Origin of the sequence: Haloferax mucosum ATCC BAA-1512 (assembly GCF_000337815.1) — an archaeon.
Classification (GTDB): domain Archaea; phylum Halobacteriota; class Halobacteria; order Halobacteriales; family Haloferacaceae; genus Haloferax; species Haloferax mucosum.
The window spans coordinates 93997-120150 of record NZ_AOLN01000013.1 but is presented as its reverse complement, the minus strand read 5'-3'; the positions used below and the strand labels follow the sequence as shown (position 1 = coordinate 120150).

Here is a 26154-nt window from a genome sequence, read left to right as displayed (position 1 = left end):
GCGTTTCCAGCGCCCCCGAGTGTGCCGATTCGGACAGATTCATCACTCGCTTCGAGAGTTATCGACCATGAGCGAACCCGACGTCGCGGTCCTCCGACAGAAGATACACGGTCTCTCCGCCGAATCGTACGCCGAAACGCTCCGTAAACGCCTCCCAGACCGAGCTATCGCCGTTGCCCGCACACCGAGCGAAGAACGGGAGTTGCTCACTCGCGCTCGCGTCGCAACCGGCTTCACCGTCGATGTAGACGCACTCGACTCCGCCGCGAATCTCGACTTGTTCGCCTGCGTCTTCGCCGGAACCGGTCACCTTCCAATCGAGGAACTGGAAGCGAACGAGGTGGCCGTCACCAACGCCTCGGGCGTTCACGGACCCAATATCGCCGAGCAGGTGCTCGGGAGCATCCTCTATTTCACCCGCCGGTTCCACGTCGCGGAACGCCAGAAACAACACAACCGCTGGCAGTCCTATCCGACCCACGAACTACAGGGTTCGACGGTCACCGTCGTCGGTCTCGGTGCCATCGGGCAAGCCGTCGTGGACCGTCTCGAACCCTTCGGCGTGGAGACCGTCGGCGTCCGCTACTCGCCCGAAAAAGGCGGTCCGACCGACGAAGTCGTCGGCTTCGACGACGAGCGCGGTCTCCACACGGCGTTCGCCCGCTCCGAGTACGTCGTCATCGCGTGCCCGCTGACCGAAGCCACGCGCGGTCTCGTAGACGGAGACGCGTTCAAGTCGATGGCTCCCGAGACCGTCCTCGTCAACATCGGTCGTGGGCCGGTCGTCAAGACCGACGCCCTCGTCTCGGCGCTTAGAAGCGGCGGTATCCGCGGTGCGGCGCTCGACGTGACCGACCCCGAACCGCTCCCGTCGGGCCACGACCTCTGGGACTTCGAGAACGTACTCATCACGCCCCACAACGCGGGCCACACGCCGAAGTATTGGGACCGCATGGCCGACATCATCGCCGAAAACCTCGATAGATTGGACGAAGGCGACGACGACCTACGGAATCGGGTCGTCTAATCCGAGTCGAATCGTCCCTGCCACTGCGACGTTGGTGAGACGACGACCGGGTTCCGCACCGAAACTAACAATTTGTCAAACACTCTCGGTTGAGACGTGCAGTTCTCAACGTGGCGGTGGAATCGAATACTTGCGTTCTTCGGCGGCGTTGGACTCCTCTTTTTCGCCCCGTGGACCGGTCTCTCGCCCGCCCTCCCGGAGTGGACGATAGACGTGTTGTTGTCCGTGCCATTCGGATTGTGCATCTACGGGTTCACCGAACAGCCGCGAAAAGTGATTGTACAGGTTCCGGTCGGGACGGTACTCGGAATCGGGATACTCGCCCTGTACCGGGCGTCCGGTGTGCTCCTGTTTTGACGACGGCGTTCGGGTCGCGGGAGACGCCGCGGCGACTCGTCCCTACTCGTCGCGCGTGAGCGCCGGGTTCGTCACCGCGCCGTTCGCCGCAGAGCCGAAGTCTCGCGCGTACTTCGCCAGCACGCCAGCGGTGTACGCCGGCGGCTTTGGTTCCCAGTCCTCCTTCCGGGCGTCGAGTTCCTCGTCGGAGAGAGCCACGGAGAGTTCGCGGTTCGGAATATCGACGGTCACTTCGTCGCCGTCTTCGAGAAGCCCGATTGGGCCGCCCGCGGCGGCCTCGGGAGCGACGTGCCCGACCATCGGCCCGCGCGTCGCGCCGGAGAATCGCCCGTCGGTGAGAAGCGCCACGTCGTCTTCGTGACCCTGTCCGACGACGGCGGCGGTGACGCCGAGCATTTCGCGCATTCCGGGACCGCCGCTCGGCCCCTCGTTTCGGATAGCGATAACGTCGCCGGACTCGATGTGGCCGTCCTGCACGTAGCGCATCGCGTCTTCTTCGTTTTCGAACACGCGGACGGGACCGGTGTGGTGGAACTTGTCGTCGCCGGTCACTTTGAGCACCGCGCCGTCGGGTGCGAGGTTGCCGGTGAGAATCTTGATTGCGCCTTCGGACTGGTAGGGTTCTTCGACCGTGTAGAGGTAGTCCTCGTCGATGTCCTCGTCGGCCGGCAGGTCGAGGCGGTCGAGTTCCGCTTCGATGGTGCGGCCCGTGACGGTCATCGCGTCGCCGTGGAACAGGCCCGCTTCGACGAGTCGGCGCACGACAATCGGGATACCGCCGACCTCGTGGAGGTCTTTCATGACGCGCGTGCCGCCGGGTTGGAGGTTGGCAATCTTCGGAGTGCGCCGGGATATTTCGTCGAACTCCTCGATATCGAGTTCGACGCCCGCCTCGGCGGCGAGTGCCAGCAGGTGGAGGACGGCGTTCGTCGAACCGCCGATAGCGACTTGGAGGGCGATAGCGTTCTCGAAAGACTGCTTCGTGAGGATGTCGGAGGGACGGCGGTCGTTTGCCACACAGTCGAGGACGGCCGCACCGGCGCGGCGGGCGACATCGTATCGCTCGTCGGACTCCGCGGGTGCGGAAGCAGAGCCGAGCGGGGCCATTCCGAGCGCTTCCGAGATGGAGGCCATCGTGTTCGCGGTGAACATCCCGCCACAAGAGCCTGCACCGGGACAGGCGTGGCGTTCGAGGTCGTCGAGTTCGTCGGCGCTCATGTCGCCTTCGGCGTAGGTGCCAACGCCCTCGAAGACGTTCTGGACGGTCACTTCGCGGCCATCGTGTTGGCCGGGCATGATAGAGCCGCCGTAGAGAAAGACCGACGGGAGGTCGGTCCGGATGGATGCCATCATCATTCCGGGGAGATTCTTGTCACATCCTGCGATAGTGACGAGGGCGTCCATTCGCTCGCCGAAAGAGACGAGTTCGACCGAGTCGGCGATGACCTCGCGGGAGATGAGCGAGGCTTTCATCCCCTCTGTTCCCATCGAGATGGCGTCCGAGATGGTGACGGTCCCGAACTCGATTGGCATCCCACCGGCGTCTTCGATGCCGTCGATGGCCGCGTCGGCCACGTCGTCGAGGTGGACGTTACAGGGCGTGATGTCGGCGGCGGGGTTCGGCACGCCGACCATCGGCGACGAGAGGTCCTCGTCGTCGAATCCCATCGCGCGGAACATCGCTCGGTGCGGGGCTTTGTCAGGACCTTCTGTGACCTCCGTACTCCGGAGGCTCGGGTCCTTCCCGCTGGAGAACACGTCGTCTGCGTCCTCCTCGTGTGGGGACTGCTGGCTCATACCTCTCCGGAGCGGGTCTGCAAACTTAAATGGACGCGACCGGGCAGACGTTGCAGTCGGATTCGACCGACGGGACCGTCGTATTGCGGGTACATATCAGTCGCTCACGGCGGCCCGCTCTCACGACGAACGCTCGCGGAACGCCGGTTATGGGTCGTCGCGTCTGGCGAGTCCCGCGAGGTGGGGCGCTTCGGCGACGATTATCTCGGCGGTTCCGAGTCGCGCGGCGTTCTCGCTTCCCGGCAGGCAGAACGTCGGCGTGTCGTCGACGATTCCTGCGGTCGCGCGCGTGCCGACGACGCGCGTTCCGATTTCGTCGAACGAGAGGTGCCGGAACAACTCGCCGAAGCCGGGAAGCGTCTTATCGAACAGTTGCGTGGCGGCTTCGACCGTCTCGTCGTCCGGCGTGACTCCGGTGCCGCCGGTCGTGACGGTTACATCGACGTCGCCACGGTCGGCCATCCGCGAGATTACGGTCTGTAGCTCGTCGTAATCGTCGTCTACGACGCGCCGGACCGAGACCGAGTGGCCCGCCTCGGTGAGAGTCGTCTTGATGGCGTCGCCCGCGGGGTCGTCTTCGACGTCACGGGTCGATGAGACCGTCAAAACCGCGATGTCGAGTGCTTCGACGTCGTGTTCGTGGTGCTGGTGGTGGTCATCATGGCCGTGGATGTGGTCATCGTGGCTATGACGGTGGTTGCGGTCGCTGTCGTCGTTGTTGTCATCGTGGTCGCCGTTGTCGCCGTCATCGTCGTGTGTGTCGCGGTCGCCGTGGGCGTCGTGATTGCCGTGGTCCTCGTGGTCGCTCACGAATTCCGCTTCGTCGTCGGGCGACAAAGTTCCCGTGACACCCGCAGGCGTCGGTCACTCGTCGCCGTCGAGTGCGGCGTCGGTCACGAGCGTCGCTTCCTCGCGGAGCGAGTCGAATTGGGCTTTCGCCCACGAGACGGCGTCGTCCTCGTCGTTGCGGGCGATTCCGCCGACGCCGGTGTCGGTGTAGACGACGATACCGGCTTCGTCGCCGACCGTCCAGAGACCGAATCCGAACGGGACGTCGGTGCGGTAGATGGTCACCGTCTCCCGACGGAGTTGTTCGGCGATGACGGCCCGCGAGTCCGGCGTGTCCACGAGTTTCTCGAACAACTCGTTCGAGAGAATCATCTCGACTGTGGTTCCGCCCGCGGTCGCCGTCTCGTAGAACGGCCGGAGTTGCCCGGCGAGCGCGACCGGGGCGACGCCGTAGAGGCAGTCTGCGTCTTCGATGCTCCCGAACAGCCGTTGCATGACGCTGTCGGGTATCTGTGGCGTGGACGTGTGCACCGTCGCGCCGCTGAAAAACACCGGGTCGAGCGGCGCGTCCGGCGGAAGCATCGAAAGGAGGTCTCGTGCCGTCACGATACCGCGAAGCGAGCGAACGCACTGGTTGAATGCGTCGAGCGCGGCACGCCCCGTGAGAGTCGTCTCGTAGACGTTCCCGCGCCGTTTGACGACCCCCGCATCGACGAGGTTTCGGAGAGCACGGTTGACGGTTGACCGTGAGACGTCGAGGTCGTCGGCCAACGCCCGCTTGTCACGGGGGCAGTCTCTGAGTTCCGCCACGATGGTTGAACGACTCACGAGACACTGTAGTAGCGCTTCGGCACCGCGATTTTGGTTCACGTGTACAGCGCACCTCTGTTGGGACCGAATCAACCACTTAGTTGGCCGGATATTCGTTCGCCGCGTCTCGGAACGCGAGCTGTCTTTGCACCGTATTATTTGGTCCGGGGGCGCATGAGATATATGTTTTTTATTTGTCTTCTCACGGCCGAACCGACTTCGACAACTGCGGAAGATTCGGAAAGTTGTTTAGCGTAAACTTACACTTTAGTCGTTCCTCTCCGTCGGTCGGGTCGAGATGAAAGCGGTCCAATTCAGCGACCATGGCGGGCGAGACGTGCTCGAATACGGCGAGTTTCCCGACCCCGACATCGGCCCTGACGAAGTGCTCGTTGACGTGAAGGCGGCGTCGCTTAACCACCTCGACATCTGGACGCGACGCGGGCTTCCGGGTCTCGACCTGGAGATGCCGCACATTCCCGGTAGCGACATGGCCGGCGTCGTCACCGAAGTCGGCGACCGCGTCACGCGGTTCGAGGCGGGCGACCGCGTCGCGCTCCTCGCGGGAGTCGCCGACGGAGGCGACGAGTTCTCGCGGAAGGGCGACCCGACGCTCGCCCCCGACTACCGCGTTATCGGCGAGCACATGCGCGGCGTTCACGCGGAGTTCGCGGCCGTCCCCGAGGCGAACCTGGTTCCCGTCCCCGAGGACGTTCCGTGGGAAGTTGCCGGGTCCGCTCCGCTCGTCTTGCAGACGGCGTGGCGTATGCTCATCCACCGCGGCGAACTCCGTCCCGGCGAGAAAGTACTCGTTCTCGGTGCGTCCGGCGGTGTCGGCCACGCGGCCGTCCAAATCGCAGACTACGCGGGTGCGGAAGTCTACGCCACAGCCTCGACAGAGGAGAAACTCGAATACGCCCGCGAATGCGGCGCGGACCACGTCATCAACTACGAAGCGGAGAGTTTCTCGAAGAAAGTGTACGAGATGACCGACGGCCGCGGCGTCGATATGGTCGTAGACCACATCGGCGAGGAGACGTACAAAGACTCCCTCCGAAGCCTCACCAAGGGCGGCCGCATCGTCACCTGCGGCGCGACGACGGGACCCGACCCGGGTGCCGGTCTCAACTACATCTTCTGGAACCAACTGTCCGTCATCGGCTCGACGATGGCGACGCCGGGGCAGGCCGACGAAGTGCTCGAATTGGTGTGGGACGGGACGTTCGAACCGCGAATTCGGGAGACGCTTCCGATGAGCGAAATCAGCCGCGCACACGAACTCATCGAGGAGCGACAGGGCTTTGGCAAAGTGGTCGTAATCCCAGATAGTGAGCTCTGATACCACGTCCGGGGGCGAGACCGGGACTCGGTCCGATGCCTACGTTCACCGACCGGGTGAGACCGACATCGGCAGGGACGAACCGGAGCCGAAGGGGTTCGGCAACCGCGGGTGGATACTCGTCGCCGTCGTCGCGCTCTGTTTCCTCGTCGTTCCGGGCGCGGTGTATCTCGTTCCCTCGCTCCCCGCGGAGTTCGGAGTTCCGTACCTCGCGGCGATGCTGGCGTTGCCGATGCTCCCGGCGGTGCTCCTCGGTCTCGTCGCCGTCTGGTCGATGACCGCGGCGACGCGCGGCGGGGACTAACCAGAAGCGACGGAGGCGAGTCGCTCCGGTGGGCCGCGGCGACGACCGACCCGGACGATGCGCGCCGACGACAGATTCGAACGAAACGAAAGTCTGGTTTTCCAACACGAAATTCGCTGACGGAAGCGTATGTTCTCCGCCGCCGAGCGGTCGAATTGCGGTCCCATATAAACGATTCCGACAAGGCTTATCTACTATCATGCATGGTATTCACATGCACTGATGTTCGAACGATTTTCCAGTGGGTACTACCTCGGCCGGATGTACGTCGAACCGTACGACGGCACTGAGGCGGCGATCCACCACACGGAACACGAGGAACTCAACGAGTGTGTCTACGCGACGGGACGCGGTGTCGAGCGAACCGACTTCCCGCTCGTAATGAAACTCGACAGCGCGCACTTCCCGGTCGTCGGCGACGAGGGAATCCCGTCTGGTACACTCGCACTTCCCCGTGACGTGGTGGACTCCCACGCCCTCCCTGACGACCGTCCGGTGCTCCTCGCTGACGCTCCCCGCGCGGCGGAACTGCTCCGATACGCTGGCTACGACCTCGACGGCATCGACGACCTCATCCCGGCATAGTCGCCGTCGAACGTTTTTCTTCCCCGCTATCGCGCCTTCGACACTGTAGTCGAAGCGTCGTCAGTCGCGTCGGTAGAGGCATCGCTCGTCACAACAGTAGAAACACCGTCAGCACGGAAGAGAACCGTCGCCCAACAGAGCAGAGACCCGCCTCGCAACACAACAGATACTTCGCCGCATTACTCGACGCTTCGACCCACGTCCGAACCCTCAAGTGGTCGGCCCGCACGCTTCCGCGTATGCTGGACGAGTTGTTGGGTCGGGCCGAACTCAAAGCACGCATCGCAGAGTTGGAAGACGAACGCGATGCGCTCGCGGGCCGTCTGGAAGGCGAGTCGGACCGACGAAAGGACGCAGTTCGTGCGCGACAGGACGCAGAAGCCGAAATCAACCGCCTCGAAGACAGGGTCACCGAACTCGAAGACCGCGTCGAACGGCTCTCGGGCGACGACGACTCGCTCGACTTCCGCGGGACCGACGACCTCCGCGGCGACCGCCTCCGCGAGGTGCTCGCCCGTCTCGAATCCGTCTCGACCGCCCCCGAAGGCGCGCTGACCGCCGTCATCGACGACGACCGCTCTGTCCCCTCGTCGGTCGAATCGGCCTTCGGCGACCGGGCCTCGCTCGTTCGCCGGGCCACGCCTTGTATCGCCCTCACCGACGACGCCGGACTCGTGAGCGTCGCGCTCTCACCGCCGCGTCTCCCCGAACCCTTCGATGCGTGGGCCGACAGCTTCGACCTCGATTCGGCGTGGTTCCACCCGACCGACGCAACCGTCGTCGCGCTCGTCCGCGCCGACCTGTTCGCACTCGGCCGGTACGAAGACGGCGGGTTACAGTACGTGACTGGATTCGAAAGCGACGTGAAGTCGGCGCACTCGAAAGGCGGCTTCTCGCAGGCGCGCTTCGAGCGCATCCGCGACGACCAAATCGCCGACCACATCGACCGGTGTCACGAGGCGCTCGACGAGTACGCGGGCGATATCGCCGAACGCGACGCCAACGCCGGATACGACACTAACACCGACGCCGACGCCGATTCCGACCTCGTCGTTCTCGGCGAACGAACCGTTCTCGGCGAGTTCCGCGACCGAGCAGGGCTGACTGCGACGGTCGATGCCAGTGGCGACCCCGAAGCGGCGCTCGCGGAGGCCTCGCGGGAGTTCTGGACGACCCGTCTCTACCGTCTTTAAATTGGCTCCAAGACCGACTGCCGTGTGCCCCCACGTTGCTGGTCCGGTTCCCAACAGTCACTGCCGAATCGACTGTCCTTTTAGGGTGTCATTACGTGGCATCCAGTATGAGCGACCCACAGCGAGTCGTTGTTCTCGCCCACGAGAAGTTCCCCGACCGCGCGAAAACCGCCACGGGCGTTCTGAAGTACGCCGATTACGATGTCGTCGCCGTCCTCGACCGCGACAATCCCGGCACGTCGGCGGCTGACCACCGCCGCGACCTGCCCGACGTACCGATTATCTCCGCGATGTCCGAAGCACCCGAGACCGACGCCCTCCTCGTCGGAATCGCCCCCATCGGCGGCGGCTTCGACGAGACGTGGCGCGAGGACGTTCGCACCGCGCTCGAACGCGGTTGTGACGTTATCGCCGGGCTTCACTACTTCCTCGAAGACGACGACGAGTTCGCCGCGCTCGCCGCCGAACACGGCTGTGAAATCAACGACGTTCGCAAGCCACACGACGAAATCGGCGTCGCGCAGGGAACCGCCGCCGACGTTGCCGCCGAGGTCGTCCTCACCGTCGGAACAGACTGTTCTGTCGGCAAGATGACCGCGACGCTCGAACTCGTCGAGGCCGCCCGCGAGCGGGGCATCGACGCCGGCTTTATCCCGACGGGCCAGACCGGCATCATGATTGCCGGCTGGGGCAACCCGGTAGACCGCGTCGTCAGCGACTTCACCGCCGGCTCGGTCGAAGAGATGATTCTGGAGAAAGGCGACGAACACGACGTGCTCTTCGTCGAAGGCCAAGGGAGTATCGTCCATCCGGCGTACTCCGCGGTCACCTGCGGCATCCTCCACGGGTCGATGGCCGACAAACTCGTCCTCTGTCACGAAGCCACCCGCGAGGTCGTCCACGGCTACGAATCGTTCGAACTCCCCGCCATCTCGGAGTACGTCTCCTTGTACGAACGCCTCGCCGACCCGGTCCACGAGGCCGACATCGTCGGCGGCGCGCTCAACACGTCGCACGTCGATGACGACGACGCCGCGGCCGACGCGGTCGAATCGTTCGCCGACGAACTCGGCGCGCCCGCGGTGGACCCAGTTCGGTTCGACGCCGCCGACCTCATCGACGAGGTGTTCTGAATGCTCTCGACCGAGTTCGAGCGGCTTTCCATGCCGCTCGCCGACCCGTTCGGCATCTCCCGCGGCGTCCAGACCGAAGCCGAAAACGTCGTCGTCCGAATCGAAGACGAAGGCGGCATGACGGGCATCGGCGCGGCCGCCCCATCGTCGCATTACGGCGAGACCGCAGACACGGTCGAAGCCGTCCTTCCCGACCTGCTCGCGGTCGTCGAGGACATCGGCGACCCGCACGCAATCGAGCGCATCGAGCGTCGGATGGCGGAGACCGTTCGTCGAAATCCGGCCGCCAGAACCGCCGTGAGCATCGCGCTTCACGACCTCGCGTCGAAGCGACTCGGCGTCCCACTCTACCGGTTGTGGGGTCTCGACGCCGAGCGGACGCCGACCTCCTCTTTCACCATCGGACTCGACGACCTCGATACGATGCGCGAAAAGACGAAAGACGCCTACGAGGCGGGCTACGACGTGCTCAAAGTCAAACTCGGAACCGACCGCGACGAGGCCGTCATCGAGGCCGTCCGCGACGAAGCGCCCGGCGTTCGGATTCGTGTCGATGCGAACGAGGCGTGGACGCCCCGCGAGGCCGTCGAGATGTCCGGATTCCTCGCCGATCACGGCGTCGAATTCGTCGAACAGCCCGTCCCCGCCGAGGACTACGAGGGACTACAGTTCGTCTACGACCACGGCGCGCTCCCCATCGCGGCCGACGAGTCCTGCGTCACGGCCGGCGATATCCCCAAGATAGCAGACCGCGTCGATATTGCGAACTTGAAGCTCATGAAGTGCGGCGGTCTCGTGGAAGCAAAACGCGCCATCCACACCGCCCGCGCCCACGGGTTAGAGGTCATGCTCGGGTGCATGATAGAGACGAACGCCGCCATCGCCGCCGGCTGTCATCTCGCGCCGCTCCTCGATTACGCTGACCTCGACGGGTCACTCCTCCTTGCGAACGACCCCTACGAGGGCGTGCCGATGCCGAACGGCAACATCGACCTCGCGGGACTCGACCGCCCGGGAATCGGCGTCCAACAGAAGTAGCCCCGAGTCCTGTCGTCAGGACTCCCACTCGATGTCGTCTGTTCTCGTCTCCGAGCGTAACACGAACGGACCAATCGAGAGCGTTCGCTTTGCGACCGTCGAGATTCGGAGGACAGCGGCGGCGAGGACCGAAAACGGAGCCAACGAGACGGCGGTCACGGCGGCGACGACCAACAGGAGATTCGAGACGCCGACGGTACTTCCGGTGACGGTACCGAGGTCGTTGAGAAAGAGAATCGCGCCGATGCTCACCACGAGCGCGGGGACGGCGGCGTAGAACATCGACCGCGAGAGATTGACGAGTTCCCACCGAAAGTAGAGCGTCTTGACGTGTTCGCGGGCGGGACCAAACAGTTCGAGCGCGTCGCGGAGGTCCGAAAGCGCCGCTGTCGTCTCCGCCGGGAGAGCGTCGTCGTGGACGCGGCGGAGTCGCGCCGCCTGATAGAGCTTCCACGAGTAGTTGAGGTCGAGCGCCGCGGACAACACGTCGAACGTGCCGAACTGTTGTCCCTCCAAGCGGTCTGCAACCGCCGCGGCGTTGCCTTCGACCTCCGACGCGAACTCGTGGACGCGCGCGGCGGGGTCGTCGTCGGCACCACTCACACGGTGTTCGTCGGTGACGGTCGATTCAAGCCTTCGCGCGCGGGCGGCGATGCTCTCGGCGAGTGCGCGCAAGAACGCAGATGGCTCCGGGGGCGCGACCGGCGCGTCGAGCAAGTCGGCGACGTCCTCGCGGAACGACAGCGACCCCTCGATTCGCTCGCGCTGGTCGCCGAGCGGCCCCAATTCCCGTGAGAGGACGAGTTGGTTGATACTGACGACGAGTGTGACGCCGGTGATGATCGCCGTGAGAAGCGCCTGTGCGAGCGTTTCGACCGGGTCGGAGGCTTCGACGGCTGATTCGAGCGGGCGCGGGTCGAGCACGCCGAGACCGACAATACTGAGAAAGACGACGACGAGCGGGGCGACCGCGACGAGTCGGCGGTCCGCGCCGAGGTAGACGCGGAGTTTCGCGCGACTCGCCGTCCCGCGTTTTCGCATCGCGTCGTCAGGCTCGCCCGGGGACGGCCCGTCGTGGTCCGACATACCGCGACGTCACGCGGCGCGACAAAAGTAGTGACGGCGGTCGCCCACGACGGGGCGCGGTGTGACGAGTTAGGGCGACTCGTCTTCGTTTTTCAGTTCTTCGAGTTCGGCTTCGACCTCTTCGTCGGCAACGTCGATATCGGCGTCAACGTCGGATTCGAGGTCGGCGTCAGCGTCCGACTCGTCGGCCGGTGCGGAGGACTTCCCCATCTCGGCTTTCAGCGTCTCTAGCTCGGTGTCTACCTCGGCGCCGGAGCGACCGGCTTCGAGTTCGCGCTCGATGGCGTCTTTGTCCGACAGTTGGTCCTCAAACGCGCCCGAATCCATGAGTTCGTCCATCGCGGCGGAGCGCGCTTCCATATCGTCAGTCTGTTCTTCGGCGCGTTCGAGCGCGCGACCCACGTCGGCCATCTCGTCGCCGACGCCGGACATGGCCTCGGAGACGCGACTCGACGCTTCGGCGGCCTCGTACCGAGCCTTCATCGTCTCCTTTTTCGTGCGGAACTCTTCGATGCGGTTCTGCAGGTCGTTTTTCTTCTCGACGAGCGAGTCTTGTGTGTCCTGCAGGCCCGCAATCTGCGCGTCGAGTTCCTCGATTTGGTTCATCTTGGCCTGCTTTTTTTCGAGGGCCTGCCGGGCGAGGTCTTCGCGGTCCTGTCGGACGGCCTCGCGGGCCTGGTCGTTGTGTTTTTCGACGTTCTCTTCGAGGCGGCGTTTCTGTATCTCCAGTCGCTTCTTTTGGGTCGTCAGGTCGGCGATACCCTGTTTGACTTGCTGGAGTTCGTCACGCATCTTCTCGTACGAGTAGTCGAGTGTCTCGGTCGGGTCCTCCGCACGGTTGAGGAGGGAGTTTATCTTCGACCGAATGACGTACGACGTGCGAGAGAGGATTCCCATATCCATTACCTACGTGACGTTCGGCTTAAAACCTCACCAGTGTAATCGGCCGGTATGACCGACGCGATTCTGGTACCCGGCGGCCGCGACGTGCGCGCGACGCTCGATACCGCCGCTGGCGTCTCGGGTGACGAGTCGGACGCCGACGACATGCGCGCGGCGCACGTGGTCGTCGCCTGCCCCCCGCATCCACAACACACCGGCCACCGCGGCGACTCCCGACTCGTCGCCGTCAGCGACGAGCTAACCGCTCGCGGCATCGACTGCCTGCGATTCGACTACGGCGCGTGGGACGACGGCTACGGTGAGCGCGCCGACACTCTCCGGGCGGTCGAGTGGGCCGGAGAGCGCTACGACCGCGTTGCACTCTTCGGATTCAGTTTTGGCGGCGCGATGGCGCTTCTCGCGGCCGCGGAGGGTGCGGACGTCGAAGCCGTTTCGACGCTCGGTCCCGCCGGGCGACTCGCAGACGACCTGGACGTGACGGCCGTCTTCGACCGAATTCCGGTGCCCGTGCAGGTCGTCTACGGGACCCGCGACGACATTGCCGACTGGGAACCCGTCGTCGAGTGCGCGCGCGAGTATCACCAATCGGTCGTCGAGTTTGCGGCGGACCACTTCTTCGTCGGCCAGCACGGCAAAGTCGCGGCCGCGGTCGCCGACTTCCTCGTCCCGTGGCTTCAGTCCTGAGGCGAACGATAGCCGGCGTAGAACTGGGTTACGACGGCGACCAGACCTGCGGCGATAGCGAACGCCCAGAACGCGCCCCACGCCGCGACGGCGAGTTCGGCGGTGAGTGTCGTGTATACGACCGCACCGACAGCAACGGCGACGGCGAACGGTGTGAGGAGAGGTGTGTCGGTCCACCGACCTCCTGCGTTGTGATATTCGACGACGTAGCCCCAAATACTTCCGACGGTGAACTGGAAGACGATAGCACCGAGTAGGCCACTGGCGACGGCCATGAGTACCGAAAGTGATTCGATCGGCTCCCCACGCAGAGACCACACCGTTCCAACTACGAACACGGTGAAAATCACGGCGTGCCACGGACGAATACGCTCTCGAAGTCGATTTTGGAGGGACATCGGTCGATAATCACGGCCGACTGATAAGTGAGTTCGGGGACGACCAGATTCGGTGACGGCTGTCTCCCAAAAACTACTTAACCGAATGTCATATTTGCACCTGAACAGAACGAGACTGCATGGTCCCACTGAAACGACTCGCCGCCGTCGTCGCTCTCCTCCTCGTTGGCGTGTTGATAACCCAGTCAATCTCGGTCGCTGGTGAACTACAGACGACGTACGTCTCCGAGGAAGTGTCAGCCGAAACCTCGCCCGAACTCGTCGCAGCACACGACTCCGATATCGTCAGTCTCTCCAGATACGTCAACGGAACATCGAAACTCGAAGCGCCAGTCGAGACCGCCGCCGAGACCGGAATATTTGACGGTCAGATTGAATCCGAGGCCTACATGGCTCTCGATGATATAGACGAAGGCGCCGAATTCGCTGTCTACGACGGGCAATACTACCGTCTGTCGCTGAACGTCTCTGGTGACCCTGTTAGCGCGACGATTCGACTCTCGCCGACCGACTGGGAAACTGTCTCCCAAGCCGCCGCAGAACCCGCCGCGAACGCGAGTACCGACGTACAAGAGACAATCGACGAGGATTCGGTTGATGTCGGGTCGTTCGTGGACCAAGGATTGTTCAGTCGTGGCGGGACCTACTATCTCGTGTATCCGGAGAACATCGGTGCGGCCTACGGGAAGCTCTTCTCAGCTATCGGCGCGTTCCTCTTTAACCCGGTTGGATGGGCGTACGTTATCACTGGACTCGGCCTTCTCATCGCATTCCGAAACCGCAGTACTGTCCGCCCTCTCGATAGAAAAATGGCACTTGCAGTAATTCCGGGAACGCTCCTCGCTCTGTGGTTGGAAACGACCTTCGCCGGAAGCGGATCGCTTTCGATGCGATACGTGCTTACGCCCGCTTCCGGCGTGGTTGCCGCCTTCGGACTGTTTGCAGGCTTTTGTCTTCGTAGACGAGCGTGGAAGCCGCTGGTTGCGGGAAGCGTCATCCTTCCAATTGTCGTCATCGGGGTGAACACGCTCCTCCTCGGTGTCTTCGGCGCGATATTTTCGGTCCTGTTCGGTCTCTTCATCGGTTGGTTCGGGAGCCTCCCGCTCGTGCTCTACGGGTACGTATTCGCTACCGAGCCGGACGAGACACCTGTCTGAGACTCGGCCGCCTCCGAGCCGACCCCCCAGCCACGAATATATTCCCTGCCGACGTACTGAGAGCATGAAACTCGCCGTTTTCGGTGCAACCGGTCGAACCGGCCGTCCGCTGATCGAACAGGCGCTCGAACGCGGACACGAAGTCGTCGCATTCGCTCGCAACGCCGACGACATCCCGGCGACGCTCCGCACGCACGACGCGGTAACCGTCGTCGAGGGAGATGCGTACTCCGGCGACGGCGTAGCAGTTGCCGTCTCCGGCGGCGACACCGGTGACGCGGTCGGTGCCGTCGTCAGCGTTCTCGGGCAGACATCAGACGGGCCTGACGATTTGTTGACCGTCGCCGGGCGGCATATCCTCGATTCGATGGACGACGCTGGCGTCACCCGAATCGTGACGCTCGTCGGTGCTGGCGTCCGCGAAGACGGTGAGTCGGTGAGTCTCGGCGGGAAGGTGATGGGGTCGCTGTTGAAGGTTCTTGCCGGGTCAGTCCTCGACGACGCGAAGCGGCACGTCGATGACGTTCGAGCGAGTGATACTCGGTGGACTGTCGTCCGCGCCCCCAGACTGACAGACGGCGACGACCCACGCCAGTTCAGCCACGGGACGGAACTCAAACTTGGAGTCCGCGACTCGGCCAGTCGCGGCACTGTTGCTCAGTTCATCATCGAGTGTCTCGAAGACGACCTGTACGTCGAAGCGATGCCGAAAGTCACAGACAGATGAGACGCGTGCTCGTCACCGGCGCTACGGGGACTGTTGGGAATCACGTCGTCAGTCAGCTCCACGAGGAAGCCGTACACGTTCGGGCGGGCGTCCGAGATGTCAGTCGCGCCCGCGACCGGTTCGAACACGACATCGAATGCGTTCACTTCGATTTCTACAAACCTGAGACGTGGGGGCGAGCGTTCGAGGACGTTGACGCCCTCTTTCTCGTTCGGCCGCCGTCGATGAGCCGAGTCGGTCGCCATCTCGCTCCAGCTATCGACGCCGCGGCGCGGGTCGGCGTCGCCCACGTGGTCTACCTGTCGGTCCTCGGAGCGGAGAAAAACCCACTTCTCCCACACCACCGCGTCGAAGACCACCTTCGGACCGCGGACGTGGCGTACACGTTCCTGCGGGCATCGTTTTTCATGCAGAACCTCGCCGGCGTCCACCGCGCGGACATCGTCGAGCGCGACGAACTATTCGTCCCTGCGGGCGACGGACAGACGAGCTTCGTCGATGCCAGAGACATCGCCGCCGTCGGCGTGGCGGCGCTCGTCGAGTCGGGGCACGAAAACCGCGCGTACGACGTCACCGGCCCGGAAGCGCTCTCGTATCACGAGGTGGCGAACATCTTTTCGGCGGCGCTCGACCGCGACATCGAATACGTTCGACCGGGGGCTATCGAATTCGCCATCCGGATGCGACGACGAGTTCCGATGCCACTCGTCGTCGTGATGCTCGGTATCTATACCACGGCACGGCTTGGGCTGGCGAAGCGAGTCACCACCGACGCCGAACGCGTACTCGGCCGTCCCCCGAGAACGATGCGAGAGTTCGTCGAAGACAACGTAGACGTGTTTAGACGCGATTGAAATATCCTTGTGTTCTCATACGTTCATCAGAATACTGGTGTTGGTCTTCTGGTGACAGACCGTTCTTGATTCCTTGGGCACGGGTTGCGGATGTTCCAGAATCTACCTTATTCCTCTTCCGAAAGTATCTCAAGCAATTCACGACCTTTCTCGGTGATGTGATATTCCGTCCGATTGCGAGTATCGCCTTCGACTGGATTGGATTGAACCATACCCGCTTCTTCAAGTTCGTCAAGATGCTGATAAATGGTTGAGGTAGTAACACCAATCTCTTTGTGCATCTTGTATCCGTGAGATGCAGACTCGTCAAGAAGACGGAGAACCTGCATCTTAGTTTCACCAATGAGAGACACGCTATCTACACGGTTCAGGCGTATCCCATATTTGCATTATATCGGCTAAAGCCGACATATGCTCACTTGATAGATTCAACCATCTCTGTGAACGCGTTCTTATTCGACTGATTAGCCCGCATATCGTTCAGGAACTCGCCTACGGCTTCGAGGAAGAAGACTCGCTCAACGTCGTCAACGAGTTTCAGGGTGCTAATGAGTTCATCGGGAGTGATGAATATGAGTTCGATAGGTGCATCTTCCGCTTCTTGACGTGCATCACCTTCCTCTCCCGGTTTGAATCCCGAACCAAGGACATACAGATATTCTCCGAGTTTGTTTCTACGACCTTTCTCGATAGAGTGTTGAACTGAACTCTGTGTAGCTGGTTTGTCCTTAATTTCCATCGCCTTGTGCAGCTCGCCATCGCAGAAGATTTCAACGTCACCTGCCGCCTTCGAGAACTCGTCAGAGACATTAGCGTGTTCGCAGTCTACTCGCCAATCACCTTCGCCAGCGTGTTCGTAGTAGGTCTGCATAATGCCTGCAACGACGGCAGGTAAACGCTCACCGTTCCCCGAGTCCCTCAGATACTCCCTGATGTTGAGAGCGATGACGTCGTATGGCGCGGCAGAAGGCGACTCAAACTCAACCGTCTTCGATTCCAATTCCGAGACTGCTTGCAGGGTCTGCCGAAGAATGTCGGTTGGGTCAAGTTCCCTCTTTTCGACTTGCTCTTGCATTCGTTGTAACAAATTGTAGAGCCGTTCCTGCTTCTGACTTGAGCGGGCGCGATTGCTGGTATCAACCTCGGGATGACGAGCAGGATTGTTCACGAAGGGTTCAGGGCTTCCCCCAAGACGTTCACCGTGCCCCTTTTCCCAAGGAACCAGAGCACCGTGTGCGACAGAACGTGCATCGTATGCCCCACCGAGTGAAGAGCCTGCCTGCAAAGCCCGATAGTGGATGTTAGGATTCACCGCCTTCGAGAGCGCGGCATTCACCAAGATGTAGCGATACGTCTTGTTCGAGTCGGTGAGAACTTCCTTGGTTTTTGTCCGAACAAGATTATCATCTATATATTCGGTTTGGCCATCCGATTGAACGTGTTTCCATTCCCGATTCAGAACCTTCGAAGCTTCCTCAGAACTGACATTCTCTTCTGCCAAATTAGACACCGAGACGTACTTCTAATATGGCTCATAAATGTCATATATCGCAAAAATGCGATATGAAGGCTAAAACCGATACGTCAACCGTCTGAGGCCTCGAAGAGAGTCTGTTGATTCGCGTCTTTGTCGATGCCGGGATTCACGTCACGGTTCGGAGGCTCGTAATTCAACCAAAGACTCTCCTGCCGCTTGTCTTTCGTTGTGTGCATCGTCTTTTCCTCGGCGTCAACACGGTTCCAACCATAATCCTCGAAGATTTCTTCATACAGGTCACACTTGTAGCCAGAGACAGCAACTTTCCCCTCTGCACTCCGAAGAACCTCGGCTAATTCACGATGTTCCTCGTCGCTCATCTCGTGACCATATGAGTTAGTGTCCCCTCTTGTTCCGTGCGGATATGGTGGGTCGCAGTAGAACAAGGCGTCTTCATCATCGTGACGCTCGATAACCTCGGTGGCAGGTTTGTTCTCGATTTGAACTCGACGGAGTCGGTCTGCAACGTCGTATAGTTGTTCGAGTCTCCCGTGCCACCGTGAAACTGCACCGGACATATCTCGACGCGAAGTTGATTTGCAGTACGCCCACCGTCCGGGTGTGGCTTCTTGGGCCAACCCAGAGCGCGTCTGACCAGCCCTGACGAAGAACAATCGGGCCTGCTCCATATCGCTCAGTTCATCGTTGTTCTTCTGCTCAACAGCGTGAGCGAGTTCTTCACGGCTAAACGGTGTTAGTGCTATCTTTTCGAGAAGTTCATCCCTATTCTCGCGGAGAACCTTGAAGAACGTCACCACGTCCCCATCCAAATCGTTGTACGTCTCAACGGGGCTTGGTTCTCGGTTGATTAGAACTGCGGCACTTCCCCCAAATGGCTCTATGTATCGGTGAGTCTTCGGGAGCTGTGCGAGAATGAAATCAAGATGGCTGTATTTGCCACCGTACCATCGAAATGGAAGCGCCTTACCCATACGTGGTGTAAAGTGGTTCGCTATCGCTTATAAGGATTCACTTCCCCCTGAAAACGGGGACTACGACAAGGGGTTGAGTCTACTCAACCCGGTTTCCGGTTGTCGAACCTCAATCTCGCCTGATTCGAGAGGAACAACTTCGGTATCATTGCAGTATTCGAGATAATTAAGGCCCATATCTACGTTTTAGGAGTTGTATAGTTCACCGATGCAATCCTGCCAGCAAATCCACGGATTCCGACAACCAGATTCCGGCGATAACAGCCTTTTCAGGGGCTGTATCAGTTGTATTCGCGCCACCGATACCCACATTCCTTACATTTAAAGAACCGCGTCGGTGGCTCGTCGGCCGACGCCGTCTGCTTGATGGTGTACCACGCTTCCGTATGGCCGCATTCGTCGCAGTGAACGTCTTTCGCGGTGGGTTTGCCCTCGAACTCTGCTCCTTCTTCGGTCTCGATGAGTTCGTCATCGGACTGGGCTTCCGTCGAGACGAATTCTTTCGCGCGCTCCTCGTCGCGCGCGGCAGTCGTGCCGCACTCGTCGTTCGTGCAGGTCATCACCCCGTCCTGTGACACCATCATCGAACCGCACTCGTCGCAGAACTGCATACTCGTGGCTAGCGGTACGTGGCACCATGAAACTGTCACTCTGTCCCGCCGGCGGGCGGTCGCGTTCGCGGTCCGCGATTCTCGCCGTTAGTCCATGTCTTCGACAACCGGGCAGTTCCGCACTCTGAAGTGATCTTTGTCTGTCACTTCGACGATGGTCGTTCCTTCGTGGGTGCACGCGAGCACCGGCGGTTCACCGAAGAACTCACAGCGCTGGCAGAACTCGGTTTTGGGGACGACGTGGTCCGGAGCACCCGAGACGTCCTCGACGGGTTCCGCTTCGGCACCGAGACCGACAGTCTCGGTCTCGTCTCCGTCCTCGATGAGCGCCGTCCACACGTCTTTGTCGTCGAGTTCGCCGACTTCGATAGACTCGAAGAGGTCGTCTTCGTCCGCCTCGCTGGTGACGTTCGATTGGGAGCGCCGTTCTGCGACGCGTCCGGCGAGGTCCGAAAGGGGGGCGGACTTCGACTCCTCGCCGTCCCGTTCGGGTCCGTCGCGGTCGGAGTCGGTGGCGTCGGCTTCGTCGGCGCTGTCGGACGCGGCCCAGTCGCTCGCGTCGTAGGACGCAGGTTCGCGTTCGGGCTGTCGTCCGTCCATCGCGTCGGGGTCGTCTGGTGTATCGTTTTTGCCTGTATCGTCGGTCATCGTCGGTAGAGTCGTCAGTCGTCGCCGCGGTCACCGCTGGCGGTGGCCTCTTGTTGGGGCGATTCGCGTCTCGGAGTTGGTCGGTCTTCGTCGCTATTCGTCGCGCCCGTCACCGCCTCGTCTAAGCGGTCGGCCACGTCTCCGTCGTCGCCATCGGTCGTTTCGGCGGCTTCGAGCGCGGGCGGTCGGCCGGTGTGAAGCGTCGCCGACCCGAAGAAGCCGGGAGACGGCGAAAGTTCGCGGAACGCCGTCCGACACGCGGGACACCGGGGTTCCGCGAGCAGGTCGAGATGAACCGTCTCGCCGCACTCTTCGCACTTCGCTTTTCGTTCGTTCGCGCCGTTTGCAACCCGGAGCAGGTCAGAAAGCGTCTTGCGTTCGAGTTCCGCGGACTCGATGTCGGTCGCTCTGGACCGGAGGTCTAAGAGCACCTGTGCGACCGTCCGGAGGTTCTTGTCGAGCGAGTGCGTCGTCTCGTCGAGGTACGAGAGTATCTCTTCGAAGTTTTCGAAGCCCGCGCCCATCCGGTCGTCCAACTCCCTGACGTACTCTCGAACCGTCTCTAGCTCTTCGATTCCCCGGTCGATTTGCGCCGCTAAATCCGGGTGCGCGTGGTCCTTGAACGCCTTCTCGTCGGTCTCGCGTTTGACCTGTATGACCCGCGTTCGGACGTCGGAAATCTTCTCGTCGAGGTCGTCTTCGAGGTCGTCAACGCGACCTTCGACGGTGTCGATACGATTCGGAACCGACGCCGCGTCGTCGAGTGATTCGCCCGCGTCGGTCACCGCGAGCCTGTAGGTCCCGACCGCCCGTGCGAGTACCGTCTCGGAATCGACACCCTCCTCTTCGGCGTGGTTGTCGATCCACTCGCGGAGACCCTCCGGGAGCGTCCCTGCGTCATCCCCTTCCATCTCATTTGTCGTTCGTCTACTGTGCCTTAAGAACTATCGCCGCCGTAGACGCTCTGGACGATGGTTGAATCCCTCCGGTTGACACGAAAATGCGGGTGCCGGCGAAGCTGAAGGCACAAGTAAAGACTGCAGATACCAGTGAAATTGAACGCATAGGTAAAGTCAGCAGGGACCCACGAAACTGAACGCGAAGACGAGCGTCGGCTACCGAATCTTCCGAACGTCGCTCACGTCGAGTCCGCTCTCGTTGATATCCGTCTCGAACTGGACGATATTCTCGCTTTCGAGCCGCGAGAGAACGCCGCGGAACTCTTGGACGACCATCGTTCGCGCCCGCTTCGACCCGCCGGACTCCCACTGGAAGAGGAGCGTACCGCCGGTTGCACCCTTGAGAACGCCGAGTTCGGTCTCGGTGAGCGCTTCGGTGCTCACGAGCAGGAGAATCAAGCCCCCCCACTGGTACGACGCCTTTTCGAGTCCCTTGATGACCATCGCGATGTCGGCCCACGTCATCTCGTCGGACTGACTCGCCACGAGGTCGGTCAGCGAGTCGATGACGACGAGGTTCCCCGGTGCGTGCTCGCTCAGCGTACTCCCCAACGCGCCCAAGACGGACTCGCGGTTGTGGCGGTGTCCGAGGTCTTCTAGTTGCGTCGGCTGGCCGAGGTACCACTCGCGCGGAATCGGGCTGAGTTGGAAGTATTCGGGTGAGAGGTCGTGAAACTCGATGTGGGTGCCAGCGGCATCGATGACCTCGTTGTCCATCGTGTACCCCATCTCCCGGCGAAGGTACTCCTCGCCGCCGGTAAAGGAGATGTAGTGTATCTCCGGCGGCGGGGTGGCGTCGTCGTCGAGCGACCCGTAGTGGAGGTTAAATAGCTCTTCGTCGGCGTGCGAGAGGGCGTTCATCGTCGCACTCGTGTAGAGGAACTCCCGAGCGCCCGCCCCGGACTCTCCCGCGAGGAGAACGACGTTTCCCGGCGGTGCACCGCCGCCGATGATGCCGTCGAGGCGGGGAACCCCGAAGGGGATGTAGTCCATGTCAGATTCGACTCGACCGTGGCGGTTAGGCGTTTCGGGGGGTCGTCGGGCCGAGCCGCCTCAATCCAATTGCGAACCGTGGTTCCGACCGCGAGCGACCGTGACGCTCCCGCCGATGTCGGCCTCGGAGAGCGCTGTGCGACCCGCTTCGACCGCCGCATCGACGTGGTCGGCGTCGGTCACGCCGTACACGGTCGGCCCCCACGACGACTGCCCGGCACCGTAGACGGCCGGCGATTCCGCGAGGACCGACACGAGCGCGCCGACCGGCGGCCGGTAGACGCCGCCTTGTGCGTCCGCGTACCACGTCCCGTTGAGGCGACCGACGGACTCGACCGCCTCGCCGAAGCGCTCCGCCGAGCCTTCTGCGAGCGCCGGAAGCAGTCGGCGAGTGACGATGCCCGCGATGCGGTCGCTCGTCTGTGGGTCGGCGCGTTCGACGACAGCGCGCATACTTGATTCTTCCGCCGCGCCGTTTCGACCGGGGTCCGCGTCGGGGACGACCAAGAGAAACCGCCAGTGGTCCGGGACGGAGTGTCGTGCGGCGACCGCCGGAACGGTCCACGACCCGTCTTCGGGACGGTCGATGGTGAACCGGGCGGTCGGATGGCCCGCATCGACGACGGCTCCGCCGTCTTCGAACGTGGCGACACCGATGCCCGAGCGGCCGCCGCGACCCATCTCCGGCGCGAGTTTTCGAACGTCGGCCTCGCGTCCGTTCGCGGTGGCGACCGCGCGCAACACTGCGAGTGCGAGTTGCGTTCCGCTTCCGAGTCCGGCGTGTCGTGGGAGGGTGCGTTCGACCACAACGTCGGCCCCAGGGACGCCGAGTAGTTCGACCGCTCGCTCGGCGTACTCGCGGGCGTCGGGGTGTCGGCACCGGACTTCGCTGTCGGACTCGGCGGTAACGACTACTCGGGGCTCGTCGAGACCGACGCCCAAGCCGCCGTAGAGGCGACTCCGAGCGAGGCTCAGGTTGAGAAACCCAAAGTGAATGCGAGCGCCGGTCGAGACCCGTACCATGCTACCGGACCTCAGTCGGCGCTGATAAAGGCAGTTGCGACCATGGCAACGAAGGCCGCCATTCCCCGACGCTGTCGTGCGATATGGGTTGCCGGAAAAGTGAGCGGGGAGTGGCGAACAGGTCGGTGCGAGGACGTCGTGCGCAGTGTCCCCCCTTTCGGTAGCGGATGCCTCTGAGTCGAGCAGACGGAATCCCCCGCACCGACTGCGTGGCCACGTCGTTGGCCACACTCAGTCAGTGGTGTCCGGTGTATATCAAAATCCAGTAACGTGTGGATAACCCGGGGCGGTTACGACGAGGTAACCGCCGGACGGATACGGCTTACTGGTGAGAAACCGTGAGTTCGATTCGGCCCCGAGCGTCTCAGACGAGTTCTTCGGCGACCACGTCGGCCGCGAGCAGGTCGGGGTCAACCGCGAGGTCGGCCTGACCCTTTGCGAATTCGGGGAGCGAGTCGTGCGCGTAGGTCACGATGCGCACGTCTGGGTTCAGTTCCTTCGCCACCGAGATGGCCGTCGCGTCGTCCATATCGGTGAGGACGAACAGGTCGGCACCGTCGATGCCGGCCTCGTCGAGCGAGTCGGCGGAGGCGACGCCGACGATACGAGCGACGGTCACGCCTTCGGATTCGAGGGCTTCACCGAGTCCGTCGGGGTCGGTCCCCGCGACGATTGCTGTCGTCATTCGTACTCGATGGTCGCCGGCGGTTTGTGGGTCACGTCGTAGACGACGCGGGCGACGTTGTCGTTCGTTCCGGTGATGCGAGATTGGATGCGCTGGAGGGTGTCCCACGGGAGTTCCTGTGCGCGTGCGGTCATGCCGTCGCGCGACTCCACGGAGCGGACAGAGACAATCCAGCCGTGGACGCGGTTGTCACCTTTGACGCCGGTCCCCTTGCCGATGACGGCGGCGAACGCCTGCCACGGGTCGTGCTTTTCGGTCTCGTCTTCGACGATATGGCACGCTTCGCGGGCTACTTCGACCTTCTCGGGCGTCACTTCGCCGAGCACGCGGACTGCGAGTCCCGGGCCGGGGAACGGCATGCGCTCTGCGATGATGGATTCGAGACCGAGCGCGCGGGCGACTTCGCGGACCTCGTCTTTGTAGAGGTCGCGGACGGGTTCGACGATGCCGTCGAAGTCAACGACGTCCGGCAGGCCGCCGACGTTGTGGTGGGATTTGATGTTCCCTTCGGACTCGATGCGGTCGGGGTAGATGGTCCCCTGTACGAGGTACTTCGCGTCGGTGTCTTTCGCCTCGCGTTCGAACTCTCGAATGAACTGCTCGCCGATGACCTTGCGCTTTTCTTCGGGGTCGATAACGCCTTCGAGGGCGTCGAAAAAGCGCGCTTCGGCATCGACGACGCGGAGACTCTCCATGAAAGAGAAGGTGTCCGCAATCTGTTCGGTCTCGCCTTTGCGCATCAAGCCGGTATCGACATAGACCGGGGTGAGTTGCTCACCGACGGCCTCGTAGGCGAGTGTCGCGGCGACAGAAGAGTCAACACCGCCCGAGAGGGCGATGATGGCGTGCTCGTCGCCGATTTGGTCACGAATCGATGCTTTCGCGTCTTCGATGAATTCGTCTACGTCTACCATTATGCGGTTACCTCTTCGTTGTCCAGTTCGCGTGCGTCGAGTTCACCGAGGACGCCGCGGAGGAAGCCGAGGAACGGCGGACTCGCGCGGTCGGGTCGAGAGCGGAACTCGGGGTGGAACTGCGTTCCGAGGAAGAACGGGTGGTCTGTTAGTTCGAGAATTTCCATGCGGTTGTCGGCGCGGCCGGAGAAACAAAGCCCCTCAGATTCGAGTTCGTCGATGAGTTCAGGGTTCACCTCGTAGCGGTGACGGTGGCGCTCCGTACAGGACGTGTCGCCGTAGACGGTCTCGGCGAGCGTCCCGGCCGTGATGTCGGTCTCGTGCGCGCCGAGACGCATCGTCCCGCCCATCGCTTCGACGTCGTACTGCTCTGGGAGCAGGTCGATAGCGCGGTACGACGTGTCCGCGTCGAGCTCGGTCGAGTGAGCGTCTTCGTAGCCGAGGACGTTTCGGGCCTGCTCGACGACGGCCATCTGGAAGCCGAGACAGAGTCCGAGGAACGGAACGTCGTTCTCGCGGGCGTAACGAATTGCCTCGATTTTCCCGTCGGTGCCGCGGGAGCCGAAGCCGCCGGGAACGACGATACCGTCGGCGTTCTTCAAGCGCGCCTCGTGTTTGTCGCACATCTCGTCGGCATCGACCCAGAGGGTGTTCACATCGACGCCGCACTCGATGCCCGCATGCTTGAGCGCCTCGTGGATGGACATGTACGCGTCTTCGAGGGCGTACTTGCCCACGAGCGCGATATCGACCGAGCCGGTCCGCTCGGCGGTGACGAGTTCGCGCCAGCGGTTGTCGCGGTCGGCCTTCGGAAGCGACTCGTCGTCGATTTCGAGCCGTTCCATCACGTACTCGTCCAGTCCCTCTTCTTCGACCATCAGCGGGACGTGGTAGATGTCCGGCACGTCGGGGTTCGAGAACACGGCGGCGTCCGGCACGTCACAGAACTGCGCAATCTTGGTCTTGGTCTCCGGGTCGAGTTTGTTGTCGGCGCGGCCGACGAGAATATCCGGCTGGAGACCGATGCTTCGAAGCTCCTTGACGGAGTGCTGTGTGGGCTTCGTCTTCTGTTCGCCGTTTTTCGAGTACGGGACGAGCGTGACGTGGGTAAAGAGCACGTCCTCGTCGTCTTCTTCGGAGGCGAACTGACGGAGGGCTTCGAGGAACGGCATGGACTCGATGTCCCCGACCGTGCCGCCGACTTCGACGATACACACGTCGGTTCCCTCGGCCGCCTCGCGGATGCGACGCTTGATGTCTTCTGTGACGTGCGGGATGATTTGGACCGTCTTCCCGAGGTAGTCGCCGTCGCGTTCCTTCTGGATGACGTGCTGGTAGGTCTTCCCCGTCGTGATGTTGTGGTCGGCGGTCATGTCGATACCCAGGAACCGCTCGTAGTTCCCGAGGTCCAAATCGACTTCCGCGCCGTCTTTCAGCACGTACACTTCACCGTGCTCGTAGGGGTTCATCGTCCCGGCATCGACGTTCAGATACGGGTCGATTTTGACCGCGGTGACGTCGAACCCGGCGTTCTTCAGGAGCCGGCCGGTGCTCGCGGCCGTGATACCCTTCCCGAGGCCGGACATGACACCCCCGGTTACGAAAATGAACTTGCGCCCCATCTCTGGGTCGTATTCGTCCGTCGGCATACTGACCGTGTGCGAGCGTACT

29 protein-coding genes are annotated in these 26154 nt (G+C 62.3%); 12 read left to right on the top strand and 17 right to left on the bottom strand.

Annotation, left to right across the window (positions count from 1 at the left end):
* Positions 1–67 precede the first annotated feature (67 nt).
* Together C440_RS10535 and C440_RS10530 are read left to right on the top strand one after the other, a co-directional pair.
* Positions 68–1027, top strand: a complete 960-nt coding sequence (locus C440_RS10535; protein WP_008320455.1) for a D-2-hydroxyacid dehydrogenase — start codon at positions 68–70, stop codon at positions 1025–1027.
* 96 nt (positions 1028–1123) lie between these two features.
* On the top strand, positions 1124–1384 hold the full coding sequence (locus tag C440_RS10530) for a hypothetical protein (protein WP_008320454.1): 261 nt from the start codon (positions 1124–1126) through the stop codon (positions 1382–1384).
* 42 nt (positions 1385–1426) lie between these two features.
* Here the strand turns inward: C440_RS10530 and ilvD are convergent, their stop codons facing one another.
* The 3 genes from ilvD to C440_RS10515 form a co-directional block, all read right to left on the bottom strand.
* The gene (gene ilvD / locus C440_RS10525) at positions 1427–3181 is read right to left on the bottom strand and encodes a dihydroxy-acid dehydratase (RefSeq protein ID WP_008320452.1); all 1755 of its coding nucleotides are present in this window, start codon (positions 3179–3181) and stop codon (positions 1427–1429) included.
* Between the two features lie 147 nt (positions 3182–3328).
* The gene (locus C440_RS10520; protein WP_049915700.1) at positions 3329–3991 is read right to left on the bottom strand and encodes a MogA/MoaB family molybdenum cofactor biosynthesis protein; all 663 of its coding nucleotides are present in this window, start codon (positions 3989–3991) and stop codon (positions 3329–3331) included.
* A 54-nt stretch (positions 3992–4045) separates the two neighbouring features.
* A complete protein-coding gene (locus C440_RS10515; RefSeq protein ID WP_049915695.1) occupies positions 4046–4840 on the bottom strand; it encodes a helix-turn-helix transcriptional regulator in 795 nt (264 codons plus the stop codon).
* 238 nt (positions 4841–5078) lie between these two features.
* Here C440_RS10515 and C440_RS10510 point away from each other — a divergent pair, with 238 nt between their 5' ends.
* The 6 genes from C440_RS10510 (at position 5079) to C440_RS10485 (ending at position 10372) form a co-directional block, all read left to right on the top strand.
* The gene (locus C440_RS10510) at positions 5079–6119 is read left to right on the top strand and encodes a zinc-binding dehydrogenase (RefSeq protein WP_008320448.1); all 1041 of its coding nucleotides are present in this window, start codon (positions 5079–5081) and stop codon (positions 6117–6119) included.
* Positions 6109–6423 (top strand): hypothetical protein, encoded by a 315-nt coding sequence (locus tag C440_RS10505; protein WP_008320447.1) that lies wholly within the window; start codon positions 6109–6111, stop codon positions 6421–6423. The genes C440_RS10510 and C440_RS10505 overlap by 11 nt, the downstream gene beginning before the upstream one ends.
* A 222-nt stretch (positions 6424–6645) precedes the next feature.
* Positions 6646–7008, top strand: a complete 363-nt coding sequence (locus C440_RS10500) for a DUF5802 family protein (RefSeq protein ID WP_008320446.1) — start codon at positions 6646–6648, stop codon at positions 7006–7008.
* Positions 7009–7247: 239 nt separating this feature from the next.
* Positions 7248–8201, top strand: a complete 954-nt coding sequence (locus C440_RS10495; RefSeq protein ID WP_008320445.1) for a Vms1/Ankzf1 family peptidyl-tRNA hydrolase — start codon at positions 7248–7250, stop codon at positions 8199–8201.
* A gap of 107 nt (positions 8202–8308) precedes the next feature.
* Positions 8309–9334: a DUF1611 domain-containing protein gene (locus tag C440_RS10490; RefSeq protein WP_008320444.1), complete on the top strand. Its 1026-nt coding sequence runs from the start codon at positions 8309–8311 to the stop codon at positions 9332–9334.
* Positions 9335–10372 carry a dipeptide epimerase gene (locus tag C440_RS10485; RefSeq protein ID WP_008320443.1) on the top strand — a complete coding sequence of 346 codons (1038 nt, stop codon included), beginning with the start codon at positions 9335–9337 and terminating at the stop codon, positions 10370–10372.
* 15 nt (positions 10373–10387) lie between these two features.
* On the opposite strand, the gene C440_RS10480 is transcribed toward C440_RS10485, so the two are convergent.
* On the bottom strand, positions 10388–11458 hold the full coding sequence (locus C440_RS10480) for a hypothetical protein (protein ID WP_008320442.1): 1071 nt from the start codon (positions 11456–11458) through the stop codon (positions 10388–10390).
* Positions 11459–11527: 69 nt separating this feature from the next.
* Positions 11528–12355: a PspA/IM30 family protein gene (locus C440_RS10475; RefSeq protein ID WP_008320440.1), complete on the bottom strand. Its 828-nt coding sequence runs from the start codon at positions 12353–12355 to the stop codon at positions 11528–11530.
* A 54-nt stretch (positions 12356–12409) separates the two neighbouring features.
* Here C440_RS10475 and C440_RS10470 point away from each other — a divergent pair, with 54 nt between their 5' ends.
* The gene (locus tag C440_RS10470) at positions 12410–13045 is read left to right on the top strand and encodes a dienelactone hydrolase family protein (RefSeq protein WP_008320439.1); all 636 of its coding nucleotides are present in this window, start codon (positions 12410–12412) and stop codon (positions 13043–13045) included.
* Here C440_RS10470 and C440_RS10465 read toward each other — a convergent pair.
* Complete coding sequence (locus C440_RS10465; protein WP_008320438.1) at positions 13036–13443, bottom strand: hypothetical protein; 408 nt, start codon at positions 13441–13443, stop codon at positions 13036–13038. The genes C440_RS10470 and C440_RS10465 overlap by 10 nt on opposite strands.
* A gap of 119 nt (positions 13444–13562) precedes the next feature.
* Between C440_RS10465 and C440_RS10460 the strand changes: the two genes are divergently transcribed.
* The 3 genes from C440_RS10460 to C440_RS10450 all read left to right on the top strand — a co-directional run bounded on the left by C440_RS10460 (position 13563) and on the right by C440_RS10450 (position 16181).
* Positions 13563–14600, top strand: coding sequence for a hypothetical protein (locus C440_RS10460; RefSeq protein WP_008320437.1), 1038 nt, complete (start codon positions 13563–13565; stop codon positions 14598–14600).
* Positions 14601–14664: 64 nt separating this feature from the next.
* The gene (locus tag C440_RS10455) at positions 14665–15327 is read left to right on the top strand and encodes an NAD(P)-dependent oxidoreductase (RefSeq protein ID WP_008320436.1); all 663 of its coding nucleotides are present in this window, start codon (positions 14665–14667) and stop codon (positions 15325–15327) included.
* The gene (locus C440_RS10450; protein WP_008320434.1) at positions 15324–16181 is read left to right on the top strand and encodes an SDR family oxidoreductase; all 858 of its coding nucleotides are present in this window, start codon (positions 15324–15326) and stop codon (positions 16179–16181) included. The genes C440_RS10455 and C440_RS10450 overlap by 4 nt, the downstream gene beginning before the upstream one ends.
* Before the next feature lie 107 nt (positions 16182–16288).
* On the opposite strand, the gene C440_RS17130 is transcribed toward C440_RS10450, so the two are convergent.
* The 11 genes from C440_RS17130 to pyrG all read right to left on the bottom strand — a co-directional run bounded on the left by C440_RS17130 (position 16289) and on the right by pyrG (position 26132).
* Entirely contained in the window at positions 16289–16510 is a 222-nt protein-coding gene (locus C440_RS17130) for a PadR family transcriptional regulator (RefSeq protein WP_008320433.1), read from the bottom strand.
* An 86-nt stretch (positions 16511–16596) separates the two neighbouring features.
* Positions 16597–17691: a restriction endonuclease, SacI family gene (locus C440_RS10445; RefSeq protein ID WP_049915691.1), complete on the bottom strand. Its 1095-nt coding sequence runs from the start codon at positions 17689–17691 to the stop codon at positions 16597–16599.
* A gap of 74 nt (positions 17692–17765) precedes the next feature.
* Positions 17766–18650 (bottom strand): DNA adenine methylase, encoded by an 885-nt coding sequence (locus C440_RS10440; protein ID WP_008320430.1) that lies wholly within the window; start codon positions 18648–18650, stop codon positions 17766–17768.
* A gap of 281 nt (positions 18651–18931) precedes the next feature.
* Positions 18932–19261, bottom strand: a complete 330-nt coding sequence (locus tag C440_RS10435; protein ID WP_008320429.1) for a transcription factor S — start codon at positions 19259–19261, stop codon at positions 18932–18934.
* Between the two features lie 87 nt (positions 19262–19348).
* Positions 19349–19909 carry a hypothetical protein gene (locus tag C440_RS10430; protein WP_008320428.1) on the bottom strand — a complete coding sequence of 187 codons (561 nt, stop codon included), beginning with the start codon at positions 19907–19909 and terminating at the stop codon, positions 19349–19351.
* 14 nt (positions 19910–19923) lie between these two features.
* Positions 19924–20820 carry a hypothetical protein gene (locus C440_RS10425; protein WP_008320427.1) on the bottom strand — a complete coding sequence of 299 codons (897 nt, stop codon included), beginning with the start codon at positions 20818–20820 and terminating at the stop codon, positions 19924–19926.
* Positions 20821–21024: 204 nt separating this feature from the next.
* The gene (locus tag C440_RS10420; RefSeq protein ID WP_008320426.1) at positions 21025–21861 is read right to left on the bottom strand and encodes an RAD55 family ATPase; all 837 of its coding nucleotides are present in this window, start codon (positions 21859–21861) and stop codon (positions 21025–21027) included.
* Positions 21862–21921: 60 nt separating this feature from the next.
* Positions 21922–22884, bottom strand: coding sequence for a beta-ribofuranosylaminobenzene 5'-phosphate synthase family protein (locus C440_RS10415; protein WP_008320425.1), 963 nt, complete (start codon positions 22882–22884; stop codon positions 21922–21924).
* A 364-nt stretch (positions 22885–23248) separates the two neighbouring features.
* Entirely contained in the window at positions 23249–23569 is a 321-nt protein-coding gene (locus C440_RS10410) for a DUF7126 family protein (protein ID WP_008320424.1), read from the bottom strand.
* Complete coding sequence (gene guaA, locus C440_RS10405) at positions 23566–24483, bottom strand: glutamine-hydrolyzing GMP synthase (protein ID WP_008320423.1); 918 nt, start codon at positions 24481–24483, stop codon at positions 23566–23568. The genes C440_RS10410 and guaA overlap by 4 nt, the downstream gene beginning before the upstream one ends.
* Complete coding sequence (pyrG, locus tag C440_RS10400; protein ID WP_008320422.1) at positions 24483–26132, bottom strand: glutamine hydrolyzing CTP synthase; 1650 nt, start codon at positions 26130–26132, stop codon at positions 24483–24485. Before pyrG ends, guaA begins: the two co-directional genes overlap by 1 nt.
* Positions 26133–26154 lie beyond the last annotated feature (22 nt).